The sequence below is a fragment of the Vibrio hepatarius genome, from assembly GCF_011806575.1.
GTDB classification, from domain to species: domain Bacteria; phylum Pseudomonadota; class Gammaproteobacteria; order Enterobacterales; family Vibrionaceae; genus Vibrio; species Vibrio hepatarius_A.
Map to the genome: position 1 here is coordinate 1 of NZ_JAATOO010000040.1, position 25,136 is coordinate 25,136.

Annotated in this window: 20 protein-coding genes and 1 pseudogene; 14 read left to right on the forward strand and 7 right to left on the reverse strand. The window is 44.9% G+C overall.

The features are described 5' to 3' along the window. The 5 genes from HCZ42_RS20470 to HCZ42_RS20490 all read left to right on the forward strand — a co-directional run. On the forward strand, window positions 1-1,134 hold a 1,134-nt coding region (locus HCZ42_RS20470; protein ID WP_167422544.1), incomplete at its 5' end, for an extracellular solute-binding protein. Between the two features lie 45 nt (window positions 1,135-1,179). Continuing rightward, on the forward strand, window positions 1,180-2,268 hold the full coding sequence (locus HCZ42_RS20475; RefSeq protein WP_167422545.1) for a microcin C ABC transporter permease YejB: 1,089 nt from the start codon (window positions 1,180-1,182) through the stop codon (window positions 2,266-2,268). Continuing rightward, complete coding sequence (locus HCZ42_RS20480; protein WP_167422546.1) at window positions 2,268-3,305, forward strand: ABC transporter permease; 1,038 nt, start codon at window positions 2,268-2,270, stop codon at window positions 3,303-3,305. Before HCZ42_RS20475 ends, HCZ42_RS20480 begins: the two co-directional genes overlap by 1 nt. Before the next feature lie 2 nt (window positions 3,306-3,307). Continuing rightward, window positions 3,308-4,900, forward strand: a complete 1,593-nt coding sequence (locus HCZ42_RS20485) for an ABC transporter ATP-binding protein (RefSeq protein WP_167422547.1) — start codon at window positions 3,308-3,310, stop codon at window positions 4,898-4,900. A 156-nt stretch (window positions 4,901-5,056) separates the two neighbouring features. Continuing rightward, the gene (locus tag HCZ42_RS20490) at window positions 5,057-5,860 is read left to right on the forward strand and encodes a MetQ/NlpA family ABC transporter substrate-binding protein (protein ID WP_167422548.1); all 804 of its coding nucleotides are present in this window, start codon (window positions 5,057-5,059) and stop codon (window positions 5,858-5,860) included. Window positions 5,861-5,915: 55 nt separating this feature from the next. Here HCZ42_RS20490 and HCZ42_RS20495 read toward each other — a convergent pair whose 3' ends face one another. After that, window positions 5,916-7,688, reverse strand: coding sequence for an EAL domain-containing protein (locus HCZ42_RS20495; protein WP_167422549.1), 1,773 nt, complete (start codon window positions 7,686-7,688; stop codon window positions 5,916-5,918). 370 nt (window positions 7,689-8,058) lie between these two features. On the opposite strand from HCZ42_RS20495, the gene HCZ42_RS20500 reads away from it, so the two are divergent. After that, window positions 8,059-8,949, forward strand: coding sequence for a LysR family transcriptional regulator (locus tag HCZ42_RS20500; RefSeq protein ID WP_167422550.1), 891 nt, complete (start codon window positions 8,059-8,061; stop codon window positions 8,947-8,949). Here HCZ42_RS20500 and HCZ42_RS20505 read toward each other — a convergent pair. Beyond that, window positions 8,930-9,562, reverse strand: a complete 633-nt coding sequence (locus tag HCZ42_RS20505) for a response regulator transcription factor (RefSeq protein WP_167422551.1) — start codon at window positions 9,560-9,562, stop codon at window positions 8,930-8,932. The genes HCZ42_RS20500 and HCZ42_RS20505 overlap by 20 nt on opposite strands. A 247-nt stretch (window positions 9,563-9,809) precedes the next feature. Between HCZ42_RS20505 and HCZ42_RS20510 the strand changes: the two genes are divergently transcribed. From HCZ42_RS20510 to vctC, 5 genes are all read left to right on the forward strand, one after another. After that, window positions 9,810-10,253, forward strand: a complete 444-nt coding sequence (locus tag HCZ42_RS20510) for an RNA-binding S4 domain-containing protein (RefSeq protein ID WP_167422552.1) — start codon at window positions 9,810-9,812, stop codon at window positions 10,251-10,253. A 191-nt stretch (window positions 10,254-10,444) separates the two neighbouring features. Next, window positions 10,445-11,356 (forward strand): siderophore ABC transporter substrate-binding protein, encoded by a 912-nt coding sequence (locus HCZ42_RS20515; protein WP_167422553.1) that lies wholly within the window; start codon window positions 10,445-10,447, stop codon window positions 11,354-11,356. Window positions 11,357-11,423: 67 nt separating this feature from the next. Further along, window positions 11,424-12,362 (forward strand): iron chelate uptake ABC transporter permease subunit VctD, encoded by a 939-nt coding sequence (gene vctD, locus HCZ42_RS20520; protein WP_167422554.1) that lies wholly within the window; start codon window positions 11,424-11,426, stop codon window positions 12,360-12,362. Next, complete coding sequence (vctG, locus tag HCZ42_RS20525) at window positions 12,352-13,302, forward strand: iron chelate uptake ABC transporter permease subunit VctG (protein WP_167422555.1); 951 nt, start codon at window positions 12,352-12,354, stop codon at window positions 13,300-13,302. The genes vctD and vctG overlap by 11 nt, the downstream gene beginning before the upstream one ends. Before the next feature lie 7 nt (window positions 13,303-13,309). Further along, complete coding sequence (vctC, locus tag HCZ42_RS20530; RefSeq protein WP_167422556.1) at window positions 13,310-14,065, forward strand: iron chelate ABC transporter ATP-binding protein VctC; 756 nt, start codon at window positions 13,310-13,312, stop codon at window positions 14,063-14,065. Window positions 14,066-14,147: 82 nt separating this feature from the next. Here vctC and cueR read toward each other — a convergent pair whose 3' ends face one another. Continuing rightward, window positions 14,148-14,534 carry a Cu(I)-responsive transcriptional regulator gene (gene cueR, locus HCZ42_RS20535; RefSeq protein ID WP_167422562.1) on the reverse strand — a complete coding sequence of 129 codons (387 nt, stop codon included), beginning with the start codon at window positions 14,532-14,534 and terminating at the stop codon, window positions 14,148-14,150. A 155-nt stretch (window positions 14,535-14,689) separates the two neighbouring features. Here cueR and HCZ42_RS22145 point away from each other — a divergent pair, with 155 nt between their 5' ends. The 3 genes from HCZ42_RS22145 to HCZ42_RS20545 all read left to right on the forward strand — a co-directional run bounded on the left by HCZ42_RS22145 (window position 14,690) and on the right by HCZ42_RS20545 (window position 18,660). Continuing rightward, window positions 14,690-14,809 carry a hypothetical protein gene (locus HCZ42_RS22145; protein ID WP_368484201.1) on the forward strand — a complete coding sequence of 40 codons (120 nt, stop codon included), beginning with the start codon at window positions 14,690-14,692 and terminating at the stop codon, window positions 14,807-14,809. A gap of 359 nt (window positions 14,810-15,168) precedes the next feature. Further along, window positions 15,169-16,362 carry an acetate/propionate family kinase gene (locus tag HCZ42_RS20540; RefSeq protein ID WP_167422557.1) on the forward strand — a complete coding sequence of 398 codons (1,194 nt, stop codon included), beginning with the start codon at window positions 15,169-15,171 and terminating at the stop codon, window positions 16,360-16,362. A 591-nt stretch (window positions 16,363-16,953) separates the two neighbouring features. After that, the gene (locus HCZ42_RS20545) at window positions 16,954-18,660 is read left to right on the forward strand and encodes an autotransporter assembly complex protein TamA (protein WP_167422558.1); all 1,707 of its coding nucleotides are present in this window, start codon (window positions 16,954-16,956) and stop codon (window positions 18,658-18,660) included. Window positions 18,661-18,720: 60 nt separating this feature from the next. On the opposite strand, the gene HCZ42_RS20550 is transcribed toward HCZ42_RS20545, so the two are convergent. The 4 genes and pseudogenes from HCZ42_RS20550 to HCZ42_RS20565 form a co-directional block, all read right to left on the reverse strand. Further along, complete coding sequence (locus tag HCZ42_RS20550) at window positions 18,721-20,172, reverse strand: phospholipase D family protein (protein ID WP_167422559.1); 1,452 nt, start codon at window positions 20,170-20,172, stop codon at window positions 18,721-18,723. A gap of 73 nt (window positions 20,173-20,245) precedes the next feature. Next, window positions 20,246-22,285 (reverse strand): carboxylesterase family protein, encoded by a 2,040-nt coding sequence (locus HCZ42_RS20555; RefSeq protein WP_167422560.1) that lies wholly within the window; start codon window positions 22,283-22,285, stop codon window positions 20,246-20,248. A gap of 224 nt (window positions 22,286-22,509) precedes the next feature. Next, window positions 22,510-24,162 (reverse strand): hypothetical protein, encoded by a 1,653-nt coding sequence (locus HCZ42_RS20560; protein WP_167422561.1) that lies wholly within the window; start codon window positions 24,160-24,162, stop codon window positions 22,510-22,512. A gap of 302 nt (window positions 24,163-24,464) precedes the next feature. Further along, a pseudogene (locus HCZ42_RS20565) lies at window positions 24,465-25,136 on the reverse strand (FUSC family protein); the annotation flags it as partial.

Consider the following 25,136-nt stretch of genomic DNA (forward strand, 5'->3'; position numbering starts at 1 on the left):
ACGTACTCGCTCGTCGACGATTATTGGGCCAAAGATCTACCGGTTAATGTGGGCCGCAACAACTTCAAAACCATTCGATACGACTACTACCGAGACGATACGGTAATGCTGGAAGCGTTTAAAGCGGGAGAGTTTGATTTTCGTTTAGAAACCTCAGCAAAATTCTGGGCAAACTCGTATACCGGTGCGAACTTCGATAACGGCTATATCATTAAACAAGAGATCCCTCACCAGAAACCGGAAAGTACCCAAGGTTTTGTTTTTAATATTAAAAGTGATGTATTTAAAGACCCTAAAGTACGAGAAGCGCTAACGTATGCGATGGACTTCGAGTGGATGAACAAGAATATGTTCTACGACCAGTACAAACGCACACGCAGCTTCTTCCAAAATACCGATTATGAAGCGAAAGGTCTGCCATCTGAAGGTGAGTTAGCTATTCTCAACCAGTTTAAAGACAAGCTGCCACCACGATTGTTTACGGAAGAATATCAGCCGCCAGTCACCGATGGCTCAGGTCGTATTCGTTCGCAAATGCGTACCGCGTTTAAACTGCTTAAAGAAGCGGGTTGGGAGCTGAAAAACAAGGTGATGGTCAATAAACAGACTGGAGAGCCACTGAGTTTCGAACTTCTTATTTACAGCCCGACGACTGAGCGTATCGCCATTCCTCTACAGAAAAATATGAGTTTGATGGGGATCGACATGAAGATCCGTACGGTTGATCTAACACAATTTACAAAGCGATTGCGAGATCGAGATTTTGATATGATTTCTTCAACATACCGAGCAAATCCATATCCAAGCCCGAATTTGATGATTGTCTGGAACTCCAACTACTTAGACTCTACCTACAACACCGCTGGGGTAACCGATCCAGTGGTTGACTACCTCACTTCAGAAATTGCTAAAAATCAGCAGGACTCCGCTAAGTTACTTGACCTTGGCCGCGCGTTAGACCGCGTATTGCAATGGGGCTTTTATATTATTCCCCAGTGGCATTCAGGCACTTACCGAGTGGCAATGTGGGACAAGTTTGAACGCCCGGACGTGATGCCGAAATATGACCTTGGCCAAGACACGTGGTGGATTTCAAAAGAAAAGGCGATGAAGCTGCCTGAAAAGCGCCGCTGATTTTATGCATAAGTACTTAACCCGATATACAGGCTAGAGGTTTTAATGGCAGCCTACATTTTTCGACGACTCTTATTGGTGATCCCCACATTGTGGGCGATCATCACTATCAACTTTTTCATCATCCAGATCGCACCCGGTGGCCCTGTCGAGCAAGCTATTGCCCAGATGGAAGGACATACCTCTGGGATTATGGAGCGTTTCGCAGGTGGCGGCAGCGAAGTTGACCTCGGTACTGGCGATGATATCAATCCTTCGGGCTACAAAGGTTCACGCGGTCTAGACCCAGAAGTTGTTGAGGCAATTAAAAAACAATTTGGCTTCGATAAACCCTTACACGAACGCTATTGGGAGATGCTGAAAAACTACGCGACCTTCAACTTTGGTGAAAGCTTGTTTAAAGGTGGCAATGTCATTGACTTGATTGTCGAGCGATTACCCGTCTCTATCTCATTAGGGTTATGGAGTACTTTGATTATCTACCTGATCTCCATTCCTCTAGGGATATTAAAAGCGATTCACCACGGTTCTCGCTTTGATATCTGGTCAAGTGCGATGGTGATTGTCGGGTATGCGATCCCAGGTTTTTTGTTTGCGATTATTTTGATTATCTTGTTTGCCAGCGGTAACTATTTCAGCTGGTTCCCACTGCGTGGCTTGGTTTCGAGCAACTTTGACCAATTGACGTGGTATCAGCAAATCATCGATTACTTTTGGCACTTGGCGTTACCCATTACCGCAATGGTGATAGGTGGCTTTGCGACTTTGAGTATGCTGACCAAGAACTCGTTCCTTGACGAGATCAACAAGCAATATGTCGTCACGGCGAGAGCAAAAGGGTTGGATGAACGCAGTATTCTTTACAAGCATGTTTTCCGTAACGCAATGCTGATCATCATTGCGGGTTTTCCTGCGGCGTTTATCAGTATCTTCTTTACCGGTTCTATGTTGATTGAAGTGATGTTCTCGCTCGAAGGTATCGGTTTGCTGGGCTTTGAATCGACCATCCAACGAGACTATCCGGTGGTATTTAGTTCACTCTACATTATGACGTTACTCGGTTTAATTCTGAGCATCATTTCCGATCTAACTTACACCTGGGTTGACCCAAGAATTGATTTTGAGGCGCGTTAATGTTGACGAAGAAAAGAAGTAATCCGTTAAATGAAGCGCGTTGGCTAAGATTTAAAGCGAACAAACGTGGCTATTGGTCGTTATGGATCTTTGTGGTGTTGTTCGTTATTAGCTTATTTGCCGAGCTGATCGCTAACGATAAACCACTGTTGGTCGAGTATAACTCGCAATGGTATTACCCAATTGCTGAGCAATACGCTGAAACCGAGTTTGGTGGCGAGTTTGAAACAGAAGCAGATTATACCGACCCTTACGTCATCGAACTAATTGAAGAAAACGGCTACATCGTATGGCCGTTGATCCGATTCAGTTACGATACCATCAACTTCAACATCAGCGGCAGTGTGCCATCTGCGCCGGATGAAGTGAATTGGCTAGGCACTGATGATAAAGGACGCGATGTTCTGGCGCGGATCATTTACGGCTTTAGGATCTCGGTACTGTTTGGTTTTGTGCTGACCATAATCTCAAGTGTTATTGGTGTTGCTGTGGGTGCGACACAAGGCTATTACGGCGGTTGGTTAGACTTATTTGGCCAGCGCTTTATCGAAGTTTGGTCGGGTATGCCGACGTTGTTCCTTCTTATTATTTTATCGAGTTTCGTCGAACCTAACTTCTGGTGGCTACTGGGGATTATGGTTGCGTTCAGTTGGATGAGTTTGGTCGGGGTGGTTAGGGCAGAATTTTTGCGTTGCCGTAATTTTGATTATGTCCGAGCCGCGCACGCGATGGGTGTCAGTGACAAGCGAATCATGCTACGCCATATGTTGCCGAATGCGATGGTTGCGTCATTGACCATGATGCCGTTTATCCTCTCTGGTTCAGTAACCACGTTGACATCACTTGATTTCCTTGGCTTTGGTTTACCCGCGGGCTCTCCGTCTTTGGGCGAACTGCTCGCGCAAGGCAAAGCCAACTTGCAAGCGCCGTGGCTTGGATTCTCTGCGTTCTTCGTTTTATCACTGATGCTGACTTTATTGGTTTTTGTCGGTGAAGCGGTTCGTGATGCCTTTGACCCGCACCAACAAGGAAGATAAGCATGAGTAAACCAGTATTAACGATCAACGGATTATCGGTTGGGTTTGGGCGTGGTGATGCGATTGAGCAAGTGACCCACCAAGTTTCTCTATCGGTGAAGAAAGGTGAGACTCTAGCTCTGGTCGGCGAGAGTGGTTCAGGTAAGTCGGTAACGGCGAACTCGATACTAAAGCTATTACCGAAAGGTTCATCGCATTACATGGAAGGCAGTATCGACTTTGACGGGGTCGATATGCTGTCGTGCTCAGAGCGACAACTACGGGGGATTCGCGGCGGGCGCATTGGTATGATTTTCCAAGAGCCGATGGTGTCGCTCAATCCACTGCATAAAATCGGTAAGCAGTTGGTGGAAACATTGTCAATTCACCGCGGAGTAAGACAAAAGAAAGCCGAAAGTATTGCGATTGAATGGCTTGGAAAGGTGGGTATTCGCCATCCTGAAATCAAGGTTAATGCCTATCCTCACGAGTTGTCTGGCGGTGAGCGTCAACGTGTGATGATTGCCATGGCGCTAATAAACGAGCCAGAACTTTTGGTCGCTGATGAACCTACAACAGCGCTGGATGTCTCTGTTCAGGCGCAGATCCTCGACTTGCTAAAAGAGTTACAGCAAGAGCTGGGTATGGCGATGTTGTTTATCACCCATGATTTAAGCATCGTAAGGCGTATCGCCGATCGAGTTGCGGTAATGCAGGACGGCAAACTTGTTGAGGAAGGTGAATGCCATGCATTGTTTAATGCGCCCAAGCACCCGTACACCAAGTTGTTAATTGACTCTGACCCGCGTGGTGAGCCTGTACCTGTTCAATTTGAGTCAGAAGAGATTCTTAAGGTGAATAGTCTTAGAGTGTGGTTCCCAATCACTGGAGGGATCTTCAAACGCGTGGTGTCGCATGTAAAAGCCGTGACCGATATGGGCTTTAAGCTGAAAAAAGGTCAATCGATCGGCTTGGTTGGTGAAAGTGGTTCGGGTAAGTCGACAACCGGCATGGCAATCCTCAAACTGGTGCGTTCAGAAGGTTCAATCAGCTATGAAGGGCAGGAGCTACAAGGGCTAGACCGCAATGCAATGCTCCCTTATCGCAGTAAGATGCAAGTGGTGTTTCAGGACCCGTTCTCAGCGCTCAATCCGCGGATGTCGGTCGCTCAGGTGATTGGTGAAGGTTTGCGTGTTCATCAACAGCTAGATGAGCAGGAAATGGAGAGAATGATCATCGAGGTGATGGAAGAGGTCGACCTTGACCCTGCGTCTCGCCACCGTTATCCCAATGAGTTTTCTGGAGGACAAAGGCAGCGTATCGCGATAGCGCGCGCGTTGATCCTAAAACCAGAGTTTATTCTATTGGATGAGCCGACATCTTCGCTGGATCGCACTGTACAAGCGCAGGTGTTAGATTTGCTGAAATCGCTGCAAAGTAAATACGGTTTGAGTTATCTGTTTATCAGCCATGACCTCAATGTGGTGAAGTCGTTGTGTCACTACACGATAGTGATGAAGCAAGGGCAGATTGTTGAACAAGGTGATACCCATACCTTGTTTACTCAACCTAAGCACGCGTATACGCAAGAACTGGTCTCGCTCTCCTCATTTTAACGCCTCACTCTAATAAGAAAGCCGCCTTAAGGGCGGCTTTTTCATATCTGGATTCGGCGTTTTTATTTTAGTAAATCTATTGCATAACCTTAAGTTATCAGTATTATGGCGGTTTAGATGGCTAAACGTCTATATTCTAATAATAAGGAGTTTATAGTGAAGGGATTGAAAAAAGTCGGTCAATCTTTGGGTATCGCTGCGTTGGTGTTTGGTTTAGCTGCTTGTGGGGAACAGGAAAGTAAAGAGATCAAAGTCGGTGCGACAGTTGGACCTCATGCTCAAGTGGTTGAAGCAGTAGCTAAAGAAGCCGAAAAACACGGTTTGAACGTCAAGGTTGTTGAGTTTTCAGACTACATTACGCCAAACGCGGCTTTAGAAGATGGCAGCATCGACCTGAACAGTTATCAGCATCAACCGTTCCTAGACAACTACAACAGCAGTCAGAATGCGAATCTGGTTTCAGTGGGCAACTCTATCTTGATGCGCATGGGGCTCTACTCTAACAAGTACCGTTCGATTGAAGAGCTCCCTGAGCAAGCGCGTATCGCGATTCCAAACGATCCAACTAACGGTGGCCGTGGTTTACTCTTGTTTGCTGATACCGGTCTTATCCGCTTAAAAGACGGTGTCGGTTTTAAAGCGTCGTTGAACGATATTGTTGAAAACCCAAAACAGTTTGAATTTGTTGAAGTCGACGCAGCGCAACTGCCTCGTACACTTGACGATGTTGATGCCGCCGCGATTACGATGAACTATGTGATGTCTGCAGGTTTAGATCCTAAGAAGCAGGGCATTTACCTTGAAGCGAAGGACGCGCCTTTAGCGGTAATGGTGATCGCCAGCCGCACTGAAGATAAAGACAATGCTGAGTACAAGAAGTTTGTCGAAATCTATCAGTCACAACCAATCCGCGATTACCTACAGCAAACCTTTAACGGCACGATTGAAGCGGCGTTCTAATCATTAACATCGATAAAAGAACGGTCCTTAATCGGACCGTTTTTTTTGTTTCTGTCTATATCAGAGTGTAGTGGCTGGCACTTGCTAGCGAGAGCGGCTTGGAGAACCAATAGCCTTGTAGGTATGATGCGCCCATCTCAGTAAACATCCGCTGCATTTTGGCGTCTTCAATGCCTTCAATAACAATGTCGACGTCATAGGTTCGGCATAATTGCGTCACGAAAGACAGATACTCAAACGTGGCTGGATTTGTCATCGAGCGTTGAGCAATTGAACGGTCGACTTTGATCTGTTGTAGCGGCAAGTCAAAAAAGCTGTTCAGAGAGCTGTATCCCGAGCCGAAATCATCAAGCGATAGCTGGAATCCGTATTCTTTCAGTCGGTTGAGTTGGATAACCGCGTTTCTATTGCCATCTAGGATAAGTGTTTCGGTGAGTTCAAGGACGATATTGTGCGGAGAGACTTGGTATTGGTCGGCGATGGTTTTGACGGTGTCAGGGAAGCTATGGTTTAGTAGTTGAATGACCGAGACGTTGACATTAATGCGTACTGGGTTTTCATGTGTGGTGTTGTACTTATGTAAGAATTCACACGCTTTGCTGAACACTAAGTAACCCAAGTCGACTATCAATCCTTTCTTTTCCGCGACGGAGATAAATTCATCGGGGAAAATATCGCCAAACTCTTTGGACTTCCAACGTACCAGTGCTTCAAAACTGGCGACCTTGTTGCGTTTTGCACAAACAATCGGTTGGTATTTGACCGAGAGCGTTTCTTGTTTAATGGTGTTACCGAGTTCTCTCTCGATAAAAAAGTATCGGTCTACTTTTGCTTTGGTTTTGCCGTTGTAGATGCTGACCTGATGAGAATCTTGCTGGCTGGCGAACTGGCTGGTGCGTGAGGCTACTTTTATCGCTTCGTCAGTGCCTTTATGTTTCGGAAAGTTTGGATAAATACCCAAGCTGATTTCTGTGCCGTAAAGAAAATCGTTAGCTTTGACCGAGTCGTAGTAGCGCTGAGATATTCTTTGTCCTAGCTCTAACAACTCGTCTTGGGTGTAATCACCGCTAATTAAAATGGCAAAGTCATCGGAGCGAATGCTATAGAGGTCAAGAGAGTGGAGCGGAAAGTAGTTTAGAGCGTGTTTCAGGTGGTTTAGGACATCGCTAATGATGCCGGTGCCGTATAAAGACAAGTAGGAGCGAATATTGGCAATCTGGATGTAGATTAGACTGTGCTTTGCCGGACCAAGCGAGGCGTTTTCAATGTCCAACTCGAGCTTATGTTCGTTCGCCAACGTGTCACCGCTTTCAACAAATCGAGAGTGTTGGGCAAAGGCTTGTTTTCGTTTGGTGTTATAAACCCCTTTATGACACCCAATGATCACGCGTTTGCCATTGATGATTTTGGTGACAGCCGTGCCTTGTATCCAAATATAATTGCCTTCTTCATTCCTCACTCGATATTGTGTGCAGAGCTTGCGTCCTTCGTGTCGGATGTACTCATCAACTTTGCTTTGGAGTAAATCGCGGTCGAGTGGATGAACACGCTCAAGCCAAGTCTGCAGGGTAGAACAACCCGTCAGGTTGCCAAATTGTTCGTAAAAGGTAGAAGAGTAAAAGCGCACGTGTCCGGTATCGGACATATAGAACAGGCCGTCATTCAACACATCCGCAATATGGCGAACGTTTTTATCCATCAACTCATCTAATTCTGCTTCTGTCAGAGTCAAAGGTTGTAACTCTTGTTCCTCGTCGACAGAAATCGCGTAATCGGCTTGTTCTGTAACCTTGGGAGTGAATGCAATACTACTAAGAGATTGTGACATAAATTATGACGTACCTACCGCAACAAACTTCAGGCTAATGGATTAACCATCGGCTCGATAACACTGATTTGTTGATCATTTGTTTAAAGATATGCTACTGCAATACTATGAAAGCTAAGTATTTTACTTGTTTATATCGCGAGTTGATCAACTAAACGAGATTACACTTTTATATTCAATGGCATTGGAGTTTTATTGTGAACTCTGTCGTTAAAATGGCGTCAATTTGCGTTTGGTTCGTGAGCTGAAAGTTTAGTGTTGTGCAAAAATATGAATAACCGCTTTCATGTACTAGTAACTATGTATTAACCTAAGTATTTTGTGCGCTCGCGTCCTGCATGCACTTCAAATTTGAAGGTCTTAAGCTTAGATGAAATCGCAACTTGATCTGAACTTACTCAAGGGTCTGACCTTATTGGATAAGTATCGACAACTGAAACCCGTAGCCAAGGAGCTGGGGAAGACAGAAAGCGCAGTCAGCAAACACTTGGCAAAACTTCGAGAGCAATTAGGTGATCCGCTTTTCGTTCGCGGCGCACATGAATATGAGCCAACAGAATTTGCTTTGCAGTTATTGCCAGTTGTTCGGCAAGGTTTGGAGTTGATTGATGGTGCAGTGCAAAAAGAAGATTTCAACCCACTAACTTACGACGAGCCGATTTATATTGCACTTCCCGCTGTAGCTCAGTTTCTCATTGGAAGTGAACTACTGATCGATCTCATCACCACATTTCCAAATGCCGAAATTAACATCACTTCCTGGGACGACAATTCGGTTCAAGACATCGTTGAAGGCAATATTGACCTAGGTGTGCAGTATTTTAACTCTGAAGTTAATAAGGTTATCTATCAGTGCCATTTGGGCAAGTGTGAAGGGGCCATCCTGTGCTCGAGTAAGTACGCAGAGAGAACCATCGAAGAAAAGCTTAAAATGCCATTTGTCACCATGGAAATGAAAGGTTGGCAAGAGAAGAAAGCGGCGATTAAGTTAGCACTTGAGAACAACGGTTTTAGGATCAATAAGATTGCGACGGTCGATAATATGACATGTTTGTTTGAGGTGTTGGATAGGCTCGAATGTACAACATTTATGCCGCTCCTTAAGTCGTTTGAGAAGAGGCCAGACATAAATGTGACGGTTTTGCCCCAATGTCTTGAATTGGAGCAGCTACCGTCGGTCGTTGCCTACCTAAAACTCGTTAATCAAAGTAGCCCACTACATCAGCTCTTGATTTCAAAGATTAAGCAACATCTTTTTTGAGTTCGGCCATCTCAACGTACATGTGTTCTTGCAGGTTCATCAGTTCAACAATCGAGCTGACACTGTACTTCTCAAGAATACGTGACTTGTAAGTGCTGATGGTCTTTGAGCTTAACGACAGAAGCTCAGAGATCTTTTTATTGGTGTAACCTTTCACTAGGTAGTTAAAAACGATGGTTTCGCGGTTGGAAAGGGCGACGTTACTGCGCTTACGACAAGGCCCTTGTTTAAACATTGCATAACCCCTCACCACACTGATGATCGCTTCTTTCAGCGCCGGAATAGGTTCGCTTTTCGCAATGTATCCGTTCGCACCCAGTTTTTGTGCGGTGTTGACATACATTGGGTGCGAGTTGCTTGAGATAAATAAGATCTTTCCGCGGTAGCCGTGTGCTCGAGCGCGGCGTACAAACTCAAAACCGTCCGAGTTTTCTAAGCTAACATCCAAAATGACCAAATCAATGTGTTGATTTCGTACCATTTGCGCGCCAAAAATTGCGGAGTTAGTTTGGAAGACTTGCGCCTTTGGCAGACTTTCTAAAACCAATTGCTCCAGTGCGTCACGCATTAGTGGCTGGCTATCGATAACTAATGTTTTGGTTTCTGACATCATGATTTTTTACTCTTGTTATTCATTGTTTAAATCATCCATGTGTTTGTTTTGTAGGATTAATGTAAGTCAAACCTGACGGAAAAGGTGGAAATCAAACCTTTCCAGATAGGAAAGATGGTCATCGGTGTGTCAGTTATGTCAGAGGTTTGTTATGCCATTCGGTAAAGCGTGGCGAACTTTAGTTTATTTCTATTGATAGAGCGATTAGACTCAGCAACAAATGATATTAAGTATTTAAGAGAAGGCTATGAGCGAAGAATTCGATCAAGGCGAAGAGATTGAAATTGAAGCTATCGGTATTGAAGTTTCATCGCAACCTATTGAGCTATATAAAGTATTTAAGATTGCTAACTTAGTTGGCGGTGGTGGTGAAGCCAAACATTTGATTGCCGAAGGTTACGTAGCAGTTAATGGTGAGCTGGAAACGCGTAAACGCCGCAAAATGTACGACGGAGATTTTTTCGAGTTTAACCAAGAATATTATGTCGTGGTTTGCGACGCTCCGGTTAGCGAACCTGAGCCTGAAGCTAAAAAAGTGGCACCATCGCCGAAACCAGCGAAGAAAAACAGCAATAAAAAAGCCGATAAGAGCAAATCTAGCACCATGCCGGAACGCAATAAGAGTGCTGACAAACCTGAAAAGGGCAGCGACAAAAAGCGCAACGGGCGTTCCGAAATCGACTTTTTCTAGCTTTATCTTTCTAACTTTAAGGAGACCTCTGGTCTCCTTTTTTGATCCCGCGAGTTTCTGTTTTCCCTTTTGCTTTATCGACAATTGCCTACTCATTAGCCGCTTGGTAGCAAAAATCGAGATTGGGTAGTGACAATAATGCAAATCTAAATGATAATGCATTGCATTTGATAGGCATAAGGATTTATAGCATGAAACTTAAGGCAGTTGCGCTAGCAATGACCATTGTGACGATGGGCGCCAATGCAAAGGTTGTTGAGATTGAACATACCCAAGGTAAAACCAAAGTCGAGACAAACCCAGAGCGTGTTGTCGTGATTGGTCTTGGTCCTTTAGACACGGTAAAAGCATTTGGTATCGAGCCAGTGGCCGTCTCTACCGTCAGTATGTTCCCAGAGTACCTTGCGCAGTACCGCAACGGTGATTTTGTTTCTGCTGGTAGTCTGTTTGAACCGGACTTTGAGACGATCTACTCGCAAAAGCCTGATCTGATTATTGTTGGTCCTCGCGGCGCAGATAAGTACAAAGAGCTATCTGAGATCGCACCAACTATCGTTTATGCGTTGGATGCCAAGAAAGGCTACTGGGAAAGCACGCAACAAGAGTGGCGCAAACTAGGCGAAGTGTTTGAGAAGCAGCAGTTCGTTGAAGACCGAATCGCTCAACTTGACGGTGCATTCGAAGAAATCCGCGAATACAACCAAGCAAACAAAGTGGATGCACTAACAGTAATGAGCGCAGGTGGCAACATCACGACCTTTGGTTCGCAGTCTCGTTTTGGCTCTATCTATAAAGACTTTGGCTTCATTCAAACCGTTGATGGCGTGAAAAATACACGTCACGGTGATTTGATCTCCTACGAATTCATCCGCGAGAAAAACCCGTCAACACTGCTTATCGTTGATAAAGATATTCTGATCAACAAAGGCAAGGGCAGCAACGTTAAACGCGAGTTCGAAAACGACCTTGTTAAAGCGACCGACGCTTACAAAAACGACAAAATGGCGTACCTAGATATCAATGCTTGGTACTTGTCGATTGGCGGTATGCGCGCGACTGAACAGATGATTGAAGACGTTAAGCTCGCCTCAAGCGTGAACTAATTTTCGTCGGATTCGCAAAAGAGCCTCGAGCCATGCGCTTGAGGCTTTTTATTTCAAGAGGTTTGTTTTGAAGAAGTTATCGTGGGCACTGATTGTTTTAAGTGTCGTGTCTTTGTTTGTCGGTATCGGTAAGCTCAACTTACCATTACTTCTCAGTGGTAACGCTGACAGCTGGGATTTATTGTTCACCAGTCGAATTCCCCGTTTAGCCGCTGTACTGCTTGCTGGCGCAGGTTTGAGTATTGCTGGCTTAATCATGCAGCAAATCAGTCAGAACAGGTTTGCTTCGCCGTCCACATCGGGAACGATTGAATGCGCCATGCTTGGTTACGTGCTGAGTTTGGTCTTTTTTGGCAATGGTAACCAGTTGTGGCTCATTTTCGCGGTATCGATGGGCGGTACGCTGTTGTTTGTGCAGTTTATCAATCGCATCCAGTTTAAGAATGCTGTGTTTGTACCTTTGGTCGGTATCATCTTTGGTAACGTGGTCGATTCATTGGCGACATTTGTTGCATATAAGTACGACGCAGTGCAAAACCTTTCAAGTTGGACGGTCGCGAACTTTGCCAACTTGCTACAAGGTGACTATGAACTGCTGTATGTGGCGATTCCATTTGCGATTTTCAGCTACCTCTACGCGACGCGCATTTCCGCGGTTGGCTTGGGCAAGGACTTTGCGGTTAACCTTGGCTTGAATTACCAACAAGTGCTGATCATCGGCGTGTTACTGGTTTCAGTCATGTCGGCTTCGGTAGTGATGATCGTCGGTATGCTACCGTTTCTGGGTCTAATCGTGCCGAACTTGGTGAGCCGCTTTTACGGCGATAACTTAAGACGTAATATTCCTCTTACCGCGTTACTCGGAGCACTGATTGTCTTATGTTGTGATTTGGCTGGTCGTTTGATCATCTTCCCTTATGAGATCCCAATTTCAACCATCATCAGTATTCTCGGTGGTAGCGTGTTTATCTTCTTTATTCTCAAAGGAGAGCGTCATGCAAGATAGAAGTAAACTTCTGTTACTTGCGCTGATGGCGCTGGTCTTTTCTGCGTTATTTATCGGCGTCGGTCTTAACGCTGATAACTATCAGTATTTCTTGTCTCGCCGCGTTCCTAAGGTGATTGCGATAGTGGTCGCTGGGATAGCGATAGGGCAGTCGGCATTGGCGTTTCAGACGATTACCCATAACCGCATTCTAACGCCGGGCATCATGGGCTTTGACTCGCTCTACATGTTTACCAAAGTGCTGGTGGTTGTAATGTTTGGTGGCCTCAGCGGTATCGCGATGAACAGCTACTTCAACTTCGTACTTTCTGTTATTGCGATGCTGGGCTTCTCGTTCTTGCTGTTTAGTTTCTATTTCCGCGGTGAGAGACAAAACCTGATGGTGCTCTTGTTACTGGGGGTTATATTGGGTCAGTTGTTCGGCAGCATTTCGTCGTTCTTCGTTATGTTGATGGATCCCAATGAGTTTGCCAGCGTGCAAGCCAATATGTTTGCTAGCTTCAACAACATCGACGTGGATCTGGTTTATCTCTGTACGCCTCTGCTCTTGTTTATCTCATGGCGATTGTACCGACTCAACCTCACGTTGGATGTATTTTGGCTGGATAAAGATAACGCAACCAGCTTGGGCGTCGACGTTAAAAAGGTCACCTTGCACGTGCTAATGCTCTCTGCGGTGTTAATTACCATCGCCACGGCGTTGATTGGCCCGTTGATGTTCTTTGGCTTACTGGTAACCAACCTAAGCAGAGAGCTGTTTCGCAGCTACCAACACAAGGTGCTACTTGCGGGCGTGTCGCTATTGTCTGTCGCGACGTTGCTTAGCGGCCAATGGGTAGTAGAAAACTTGTTTGGCTTCGAAACGACAATCAGTGTTGTGATTAACTTTGTCGGCGGGCTGTACTTCTTAAGCATGCTGCTACGCAATAAGATCGTTTAGGGTAGATATGATTACGTTAAAGAACCTCAAAAAAGTATTTGGCCACTCAGCGGTGGTCGACAATGCGAGCGCCGAGTTTGAGAACGGTAAAGTGACCGCGATTATCGGCCCTAATGGCGCAGGTAAAAGTACTTTGCTGTCGATGGCGAGTCGACTCGTTAACAAAGACAGCGGCGAAGTGTATATCGATTGCAAAGAACTCGCAGAGTGGGACAGCAAAGAGTTGGCGAAACGTTTGGCGGTATTGCGACAGGCAAACAACATCACGATGCGCTTTACGGTGCGAGAGATGGTCTCGTTTGGTCGTTTCCCATACTCGCAAGGCAAGCTTACTGCCGAAGACAACAAGATCATCGACCAAGCTATCGAGTATTTGGATTTACATGAGATTCAAGATAAATACTTGGATGAGCTTAGTGGCGGTCAGCGCCAGCTATCGTTTATTGCTATGGTTATGGCGCAAGATACCGATTATGTCTTCTTAGACGAGCCGCTGAACAACTTGGATATTAAACACTCGCTGCAAATCATGCGTAATGTTGGCCGTTTGGCGCACGAAATGAAAAAATCCGTTGTGGTGGTTATCCACGATATCAATTTTGCCGCGTGTTATTCAGATAAAATCATCGCGCTGAAGAACGGTAAAGTGGTCGCGCAAGGTAAGGTTGAAGAGGTAATTCAAGCTGACATTCTGGAAAGCATCTACGAGACGCCATTCAACATTATTGAAGTTGATGGCAAGCGAATGTGTACTTACCACTAAGCGTCTTAGCTAAATTAAAAAAGCCCGAAGCTTATGCTTTGGGCTTTTTATTGTGTTTGTTTTGCTTAGTAACCTAATCGAGTTATTTACTTAACTCGGCGATGATAGGGCACTGGCTACCTTCATCACCCGGACAGGCCGATACCCAACTCTTAAGTTGCTTTTCAATCTCTTTCAGCTCGCGAATTTTCGCTTCGACTTCTTTGAGTTTTTGTTGAGTCTTTTCTTTCACTTCGCGGCTGGTTCGGTTGGGATTGTGTGCCAGCTCGACAAACTCTTTACATTCAACGAGCGAAAAGCCTGCATTTTTAGCGCGCGAAACCATGTTGAGTTCGTGAATATGCAACTCACTGTATTCTCGGTAGCCCGCGTCACTGCGACCCGGCGGGGTGATCAAACCTTTGTCTTCATACAGTCGAATAGATTTGCTGGATAGTCCCGTTAGTTTTGATACTGCACCGATATTCATCATTTACCTCGAAAGCCCAAATGCACTTGAGCGCGTAGCCGTTACTATGTTTGTACTACTTTTACAGGTGGAATGCCAAATGCTTTTTTAAACGCAATGGGTTCCCAATCGGGCAGGCTTACATGACAGTAAACCCTGAGTAAAGCAGCTTAACCATTCGCTGCGTTGCTGAAAGCGAAGACAGGCTCAAAGAGGTGACCGCCATTATTGATTCACACGTTGATATGCCCTCAAGGCGAGAAACCATCAGCTTAACTTGGCAGCCATGCAGTTAACGGCTAAAAATTGAATCAAAGGTAGATCTTTGCCACCATTCAAAAATAGTTGAGTGGTGTTTTTTTATGCGGGCTTTTTGCTGGTTATGCGCTTATTTATCGATGAAACTCCAGTAACATAAAAGGATGAAAGAGCAGTTGCATAAGAAAAATCTGAGAACAAAGTGCTCTATTTGTGAGCGAAATATTAATTTCTAACTTCGAAATAAATTGAGGGTTGTGTTAGATCAACAAAATTTGATTGATTGCTGGAAAAGACATCAAATAAAGTTGAAAGATTCAAAAAATATTGAATAATGGTAAGCATAAGTATCGAAGCATAGTGCTTTCACAACTTGGTCTGAAACAGGATACCCCCAATGTCTAATTCGTATGTACTGGTGATTAACTCTGGTAGCTCTTCACTAAAATTCGCCGTTATCGATTCTAAATCAGGTGACGCGATTGTATCTGGTCTAGGCGAATGCTTTGGATTACCAGAAGCGGTAATCAGCTGGAAGTACAACGGTGAGAAAACCGAAGAAGAAATTACAGCACCGGATAATCATCACCAACATGCGATCAACCGAATTGTTGCTCTAATTGAAACATTAGGCTTCAGCGAAAACCTAGTTGCCGTGGGTCACCGTATCGTACATGGCGGAGAAAAATTCACGTCTACAGTTCGTATCAACGACGAAGTATTAACAGAAATTGAAGCCTTGTCTGACTTAGCACCGCTCCACAACCCGGCAGGCGCAAAAGGCATTAAAGCAGCTATGCTCGCTTTCCCAAGCCTTCCTCAATTTGCTGTTTTTGATACTGCGTTCCACCAAACAATGCCTAAGAAGGCGTTTACTGGCGCGATTTCTAACGAGCTGTACAAAGAATATGGCATCCGTCGATACGGTTTCCACGGCACTAGTCACTACTTTGTTAGCCGTGAAGCGGCAAAAATGCTCAACAAACCAATCGATGAAGCGAGCTTCATTTCTGTTCACCTAGGTAACGGAGCTTCGGTTTGTGCGATCAGCAACGGCCAATCTGTTGATACATCAATGGGCTTTACTCCACTTGCAGGCCTAATGATGGGCACACGCTCTGGTGACCTAGACCCGGGCATCATCGAGTTCCTAATGAAGAAAGGCTGGACGCAAGAGCAAGTATTCGAAACGCTTAACAAGAAGTCTGGTTTCTTGGGTGTGTCAGGTCTAACTTCAGATGCACGTGGCATTCTTGAAGCGATGGAAAACGGTCACGAAGACGCGAAACTGGCGTTTGAAGTGTTTACCTACCGCGTAGCGAAATACATCGGCTCTTACCTGATCCCACTAGACAACCTAGATGCGGTAATCTTCACAGGTGGTATTGGTGAAAACTCACTACCAATTCGTCGTGAAATCCTAAGCAACCTAAAACTGCTTGGTTTTGCGGAAGACGAGAAGGGCAACGAAGACGCACGTTTTGGTAACGCAGGCGTGATTGCAAAATCTGAGTTACTAGACGCAGTCGCGATGGTTGTCCCAACCAATGAAGAATGGGTTATCGCACAACAGTCAGTAGAATTGCTGTAGTTAGAAACTAAAAAATTAAACCAAAAAGCGAGCCTAGATGGCTCGCTTTTTTGTATGTTGGACAAATAGTTATCGATAGGCATGCTGTGTTATAAAAGTCGAATAACACTAACTTTATAAAATCTATTTTATATATGCTGATTTAACGCACTCTAAAGTTAGATATACAAAGTGGGATACGGAGTTATAGAGTTAAGTAACGAGCTTATTTATGCCCCTTTTCTTCTTAGAGTTGTTGCTCGTAACATTTCGAGCCACTGCCATTTGACCCAATTTTTCTAATCTTTCACTGTGTATTTAGTTGATCAATACCCACTGACTTGATAGGTCGTTACCAACGGCTTTTTGCCTTACACTGGCTTCGTTGCTTAAATCGATGGAACGAAATCAAGAGTCTACGTTCTGATCTGGCTACACCCATTAGTCGCCGTAGCTTCATGCCTAAACCTCGTTACAAAACTACCAACTGGAAACAGTACAACAAAGCCGTATTATATCTAGATTTGTAGGAGCGCACCCTACATACACGATTAACGTGATTTCTTGAGTGCGATTAGCCTAGTTGGGTGTCAAACCCACTAAGGCAGATTTGTGGCTTCTCTCGTCCAAAAACTCGTTGGAATTTCTGTATTCGCCTTCATACCTTTTGGTGACGTACTGGCTGCAGAATTTACTATTAAAGGTTTATCCAAACCGCTAGAGAGGAATCTGGAATATTACCTCATGCCGTTAGCTGATACTTCAGCCAATGACATTCCCGTAAGTCTGCTCAGTAAGTTGGTTAAGTCAGCGTTGAACCCTTATGGCTACTACCATTCCAAGCTCAGCGTTCAGAGAGGGGCGAACGAGCTCATCGTACTAGATGTGGAAGTAGGTGAGGTAGTGTTGGTAGCAAAATCTAATATCGTCGTGTCTGGTGAAGCCTCAAACGATGAGGATTTCCTTGAGTTAGTCAATCAAGCCCAACTTAAACAAGGGCAGCCGCTGCTGCATTCTGAGTATGATACCTTAAAACGAAACTTGACTTCATTAGCCCAGCAAAAAGGTTACTTGGATGGGCGTTTTATCGAATCGTCTTTGGAAGTTATCCCGAGTATGAATCAAGCAAATGTGAACCTGCATTTCTCTAGCGGTTCGCGTTACCAGTTTGGTGAGTTATCGGTACCAACATCGGGTGTTGAGCCAGCGCGAATAGAAGCGATGCGAACGTTTGAATGGGGCGACGATTTTGACACCGTAAAACTGAGTCAATATCAGGCCGACCTCTCTGGCACTGATTGGTTTCGCAGTGTGATTGTGAAAGCGGATTTCGAGGAGATATCCGATAGCCAAGAGGTGCCGATAGAAGTGCTTGCAGAGCCGAACTCACGCAATATCGTGCAAGTCGGCGGTGGGTATTCGACAGACTTGGGATTACGTGCTTCGCTGAATTGGACTAAACCTTGGTATAACAAACGTGGACATAGTTTTGAGGCACAAGCGTACGCTTCAAAACCGGAACAGTCACTGCTGCTTGGCTACAAAATTCCGACCCAAAATGTCCTGACGGATTACTACGGGATCCAGTTTGAATCTAAGCATGTCGACTATCGAGATACGTCGAGTTTTTCAAATGATTTGTCGTTTGAGAAGCACTGGCAGTTAGACAGTGATTGGCAAAGCACCCTGCACGTTCGTTATTTGCAAGAGAGTTATCAACAAGCGTCGGAAAATAACGACTCACAGATGCTATTGCCGGGTGTGACGTTTTCATTGCTGGATCGCAAGAATGATCAGTTAGAAGTAAAGCACCGTCACGTTTACTCATTGGAATACTCGGATCCGAACTTTTTCTCGGATTCTCGTTTGCTGCGTATTGAAGGCAACAGTATGCTGTCTTGGGATATCAGCGCAAAACAAAAGTTTCACTTTCGTTCTAATGTCGGTATCAACGTGGCTGACGCATTGAGCGATATCCCATCATCATTACGTTTCTTTGCGGGTGGTGATGGCAACCTTCGCGGATATGGCTATGAGTCTATCTCTCCGAGAGATGAAAATGGCGATTTAACTGGTGCCCGTTACATGTTCACCGCTGGCTTGGAATATCAAACTCAGGTCTACCACCAACTATGGCTTGGTGCATTTTACGATGTTGGTGATGCCTTCAATGATAAGGTGGATTGGAAAAGTGGTACAGGGTTGAGTTTGATATGGAATTCAAAATACGTGCCCGTCAAAGTTGATTTTGCTTACGGGTTAGATGCGCCACGTGGAGACCAATTTCGCATTAATTTCTCACTAGGCACGCAGTTTTAACGGTCATAAAAAAAAGGCTCTCATCAATGCAGATAGAGAGCCTTTTTTATGCGTGATTGTTCAGAGTTCGAACTCGCCATTCAGTTGCTTGAATATCCAGTTGGGCATTTTATGCCATCCACCATAGTTTGGATTCTTCGTATGGGTTTGATCCATTGATTGCCACTGAGTTTGGCCTTGTTCATTTCGAGATACTCGCCAAAACAGTTCATCTTCTTGTCGAGTTAAGTAGTGCATGACATGTTCTGCAAAGGCTTCGTTATGGATCAACACACCAAATTCCACATTGAGGAAATCAGATCTTGGGTCGAAGTTTGATGAGCCTATATAAGTAAGTTGATCGTCGAGTACCACAGTTTTGTTGTGATAATAAGTATCCGCATGGAAGTAGTGGTCGTCATTTTTTGCTTGTTTTTTGTACTCCAGTATATTTACGCCTTTATCCAACAACGTTTGACGATGTTCCTCGTAATAAGCCGGAATAAACCCAGAATCATTAGAAGCAGAGGAGTTCGTTATTAAAGTGATGTCCGTTTTTTGCTCCATTAAGGTATCAATAAAGGTAAACTCATGGTTGCTTGGTACCACGTAAGGGGTTGAGATCACCGCTTTGTTTGCTGCAGTTATCTGTTGCCAAACTTGATGTTCTGCGCGTTTTCTAAAGTATGGCTTGTTGTTTTCTAACTTATTTAATGAATCGAAAACGGGGGTTACATGAGCGGTGATGAAGTTGGGGCTAGTCAGTTTTTTAACTTGTTTTTCAACTTCAGCCAGAATGATATTTTTGTCTTTCTCCCCTTTATTGACCGCTTTAGCAAACGCGGAATAGTTTGGGCTTACTTTAACGATATTTTCTATTGGCGTGACATGTTTGCTGTCCCAAAGCTGTTGGTAGTTTTGATCGAACGCTTGAATGATGCTGCCTTTAAACAACACATCCATATCAAAGAAGTTGGCCTTGTGGCTGTAACCAAAATAGTCGTTGCCGATGTTGCGTCCACCTAAAATCATCCATTGATGATCGACGTTAAAGTACTTTTCGTGTAGACGATGGTCCAAATTTTGTTGATGAGTAGAGAAGTTAACGGCGCGACCAATCCAGCCTGATCTACGTGAATCAAACGGATTGAATAAACGGATTTGAATGTTGTCGTGAACGGTGAGGTCAGCAAGCCATTTCTCGTTAAACACTAATAAATCATCAAGCGTGAGCCGAACTTGCACGCCTCGATCTGCTGCTTGCTTGAGTTCACTTAATAACATCAAACCAAGCGTGTCACTCTCCCAAGAAAAGTATGTCATATCGATGCTTGTCTGAGCGTTTCTTACCAGTTCAATGCGACGAGCAAAGGCCTCTGGAGCAGAGGGTATTAGGTATACATCGGCTTGATGCTGTGTAGATTGCCAATTGGCTTCAAAATCAGGTTCAACTTTAGGGTAAGGCTGGGCACAGCCGACTAATAGCGCGCTGAAGGTAAAGATCAGCAGAGCACGAAGGGAGTTAGGAAACATGAGTAAACCTTCCTAATTAAGTTCAAAGGAATAAAGATGAAAAAAGCCAGCGAACTGGCTTTTAGATATCAAGTTACATGTGGCTGAGAATCAGTCCGAGTTCCTCGAGACCGTTGAGACGGCCTTGACGAAGTTTTGGATCGATGCCTGAGTGATTGGCATTGTCCCAGTCTTGTGTAGATTGAATACCGCCATCGTTATTGATCAGCAATACTCGATCGGTCGCAGTGTTGTATTGAAAGTCCTCAAATAAACGCTCACTAAACCACATGCGAGAGAGTTCGTTCATCATTGCTTTGTCTTTGCTACCTGGTCGAACACTCGAGCCGTCAAGCTTTAATGCTTTATTAAACACAAATGGTAATTCAGAGGCATCGCAGGCACCCACAATACAGCTGATGCTGTTGAGCAAGTCACCCACATCTAAATCGCCGTTTTCACCTGTGGTGTCATAAGTCCAAACATTGAAGCCTGGCTTGTAGTCAAAGTAGTAGAAGCTTGGTGTCGCGCCTGTTGCTTCTTCACGTGAGACCTTATAACGATTTGGACCAGTGAAGAGCAAATCATGCAATGCGGTTTTGAATTGCTGCATGTTTTTGGCTGCACCATCCAGTTCGTTTTCATCGTTAGGGAAGAAGTCAGCCAAAGCGAGTAACTCAGCTGTCGAATCAGAGTTCCCTAAACCAAAGAACAATTTGGTCATCGCTTCATAAGCGCTACTCGGCAGTCGCTCTAACAAGTCAGACAGGTCAAGATCAATCGACGCAGAGTCGTTAAGCAGTGCCCGATATTCCGTGCGCAAGCGGCTCACATTCGTTTCCGACTCTAGCCACTCTCCCATGTATTCGACGATTAAGGTTTCGTCGCCACTTTCGATGATGTCTGACGCTTCTTGGCTCAACATTTCAAGGATAGTTGGGATCAAAAACGTCAGGCTCGGCAGCATGCCCAGCGTGTTGCTTTCTGCGCTGTTTGAGCCAATCACAGTCGGTACTATCCACTCACTCTCAATAGCTTGTTCAGTAAAGTGATGGCCTGGTACTTCTTCCACTAGCAACGCTGGTGGGCGGTGCTCAATGTACGGCGCAAAAGGCATCAACGTGGCTAATGGGCTGTTGTCTCGTGTCGGGCTGATTAACGGAATGTTAGCCGCGGTCAGTACCCAGCTCTTGAGACGCTGAATAGGGTCAAGTATGTCACCTTGAACCTTCATGACTTCGTCAAGCGGTGCTAACGTAAGCTCTTCAAGGTTTTGTTCTGGTCTCTGGCTCTTGGCTACATCGTAACTTTTGTACTCAAAGCCGTAAGCGTTACTCTGCATAATCGCACGTTGAAAGTGCTCACCTGCGATTGCAGCATTACCTTTAGATTGCTGTAAAATACCCACCGACATCGCACCCGCGCCTTGACCCATGAGTGTCACGTTTTGTGGATTGCCGCCAAAGGCTTCTATATTTTGCTGAACCCACTCAAGCGCGTGTTTTTGATCGCCCAAGCCAAAGTTACCGCCTTCTGGGTTTTTCAAACCATCTACCCAAACACTGCCCAGTAAGCCCAAACGATAGTTAAAAGTCACAGCAATAAACGGCTTACCATCGTCGGCGCCTTGTGCAACCACCATATCACCGTGAATCAACGGCTCTGACCCCGCGCCGTATTCAAAGTCTCCGCCGTGAATGAAGACGTAAACCGGTAAATCAGCGTACGCTTCTGTCCCTACTGGTCGCCAAATGTTCAGATTTAGACAATCTTCCGATTGCGACTGCATCGTGGTTTTTAATTGCGGACAAGCATCACCAAATTGAGTGGCATCAATATTACCTTCAAGTGGTGCGACAATACTGTGCTGAAAGCGGTCTGCTTGTGCAAACTGGATACCTTTGAACGCTTCTACTGCTGCCAGTTTTTCACCTGAATCAAGAGGCGTGATGACAAGAGACTCTTTGGTGGCTTGAATGGTCGCATCGCCAATTTCCAAGGAGATTTGCTCTGGTGGTGACGGTTGCAACGGCTGTGGATTGTAAGGAACGCTGGGCTTACTTGAATCATCACCACAGGCAGCTAAGGCAAGAGTGATAGTAATAGCTAAAGTTGAGCGATTGAGTAAAGTCATTGTTATGTCCAAAAAGTCATTTGGTGCGTGCACCGAAAGTGATAAACGGCATCGAACAAGCGACGTCCTGACGCTTTGGTATTAATCCGTGAATGGTTGGATGGCTTGTTGTATTGATGGCTCAAATGGTAGGGCATCGGTGACATATTCAATAATCGCCTTTGTAGGATGCAATCCTACTAACCAATGGCCTACCAATGTATGTGCTTAGTGTCTTTGTGCGCTTAGAAGCGATAACCCAAGTTCAAGGTTAGTGCGTCACGTGTTTCACCTTTGTTGTAAAGCATGGTCAGGTTATAGTTCTTGCCAATTTGCTTATTGAAACCAGTCATGAACGCCCACTGGTTAAGCTCGACACCGATGTCGTAATCGAACTCGATATCACCGCTTTTGACTCGGCCATCCATACGAGAGTCCAAGCCTTGGTATTCAGCACCCACAAAGAACTGAGCACGGTAGTCGACCAACTGATAGCCAAGCATTGGCTGAACCGTGACAATACCGTCACCCCAATCATCTACGCCTTTTAAACGCGTTTGGGAGTAAGTACCTGTGACGGAAGCAAAGAACTCTTTGTAACCAACTGATAGTGATGTACCCACACCGCGCAAATCGTAATCAAGATGGATCGGCACATTGACTCGTCCGCGATTACATAGAGCAGACAACGAATCGCAGAACTTATCCCCCAAGCCTGGTAGGCGGTCATTAAGCTTGTCTTTGAGATATTGGCCTCCTTCACCTGTGTAACCAGCATCCACATGGGCATCAACATTGACTTTTCCGATGTAGCCAAAGACATTCCAAAAAGGAAGAATGTTGACGTCACCACGTATACTTAAACTCTCTGCGTTAACGATACCAACAGTATCTTCCGGATCGAATAGATCGTTCAAACGCACGCCATCAATAATGAAATCGTTAAAAGGGATGTTCATATTTTGGTTACGGTAAGCCATTGACACACCAAACGGCAGAGGTAAGTCGATACCTTGACGGCGCACCATATCGCCCATTAACGGGAAAGTGCGGTCAAGCTTGACACTTGCTTCATGCATGCGTGGGTCTGAAACTTCATTCAAGAGTTTCTCATCCAACACTTGTACGCCAAGCTTATCTTCATAGAACGCTACTGGCTTAACGGTGCTCACCATATTTACAGGCTTGTTTTTGCTTGAACCAACAATCTCGATGTGTTTGCTGGCAATCGCAATTTTACCTGACTCCAACTTCTGGAATTGGATCTCTTGATGGTAAGTGTCTACTTGGTATTTGTTATGTTTAAACGGTTTATTGTTTCGAATGATCATGCGCTTCGGCTCACCATTGACTAACTCAATATCTACACTCAAAAAGCGGAAATACGCGATGTCTTGAGGGAGACCGTATTTCGAGTAATTGAAGCTGATGATGACATTGCCGTTCTGATCTTCCTTCGCTCTTACTGATGAGGGATCAAAACTTTCCGCATAGTTACGAAGGCGGTACTCTGTTCGTGTGAAGGTTTCGATTTCATCAATTACTTTTTCGTTTTCATCCAGTTCTTTAGGGTTGTATTTGATGCGCAGATCAATGTTACCTTTGCTGTCCGTGTTCTTCACAAGGAACACTGAAGAGTCTCGAACCTCGTTGCCGATTTGAACCGTTCGGTGTGCGTGTTCAACCACATGATCTCCTTGTACCAAAGAACTGATGGCCAGTTTTGGTAGAGCATGGCTGATACCGTATTTATCGAATATCTCGCTACCTTGTTCCATGATTTCACGATAAGTTGTCTCTTCTGCGGCGAAGCCAAAAGTGGGGGTAGTAAGCATTAGTGCGCTAGCTAACACAGTAATAAAAGAGGTCTTGCTGGCGCGTATTTCAAATAAACTCATGACGATTTCCACTCTGAATAGCCTCAAACCTTCGAGACTCAGACAGTTAATGTGTCACTGAACTTCTTGTTCAGTTAGATAAATGTGTTTGCTGTGATTGACGTTGTGAATGCGGTGTTTTTAATTGCATTTCGTGAATCAATGAGAAAATTTTATGAGGAGCAGCGAAATTACGTTAATCGCTTTTGATGGATACTATCCTCGCTTTATCGAAGAGGTCGAAATAAAGGTCAGCGAGAGCAATAAAAGCCCCACAGAGCAGAAGCAATGCAGGGCTTTAGTGTCAAAAACAGAGACGAGAGTTAGGCCATAACGCGAACACGGAACAGATCAGTAAATACCTTGGCAATCATCAAAATGATCATAATGTTTACCAGCATCAGCAAGGGTGTTTCGATACGATATACAGGGGTTAAGTTGAGTGCGCCCGATGTCAAAGAAACCAATAAATTAACGCCTAAGATTCTGTGCACCATCAGCTTTGGTGTCGCAAACACTTTCCAAATCACGATGATATTGATGAAGTAGAACAGTCCAAGTTGCCATAGCTCGGTCATCATTGGCATTAAGAAAATATATTGCAGAAGAATCACTGAGCCAGTGCCTATTACACCAAAAAAAGCATCCTTAATAATGCTTGGTGGCATGGTAGGGACGAGTGATGAGAATATGGCAGCCAGCATCGGGAATATGAACCCGCCGGGTACTGGAAGATAAATCCAGATCAATAATGAAGTGACGAACATAGAGATACCTTGCAGTACCTTTCTGCCATCTTCATTCCAATGCTGTATGAAAGTACGGTGATCATGATGCCACATAGAGTCTCTATCTGCCTTTACCACAAAAGGTACTTGACCGATTAAGGACGTACTAGGCGTGGCAATATCAAAGCATAGAAGTTGCTGAGCAAGAGTTGGCCAATCGATCTTACTTCGTTGCTGCTTTTCCACTTGCTCAAGCAGTCTCTCTTG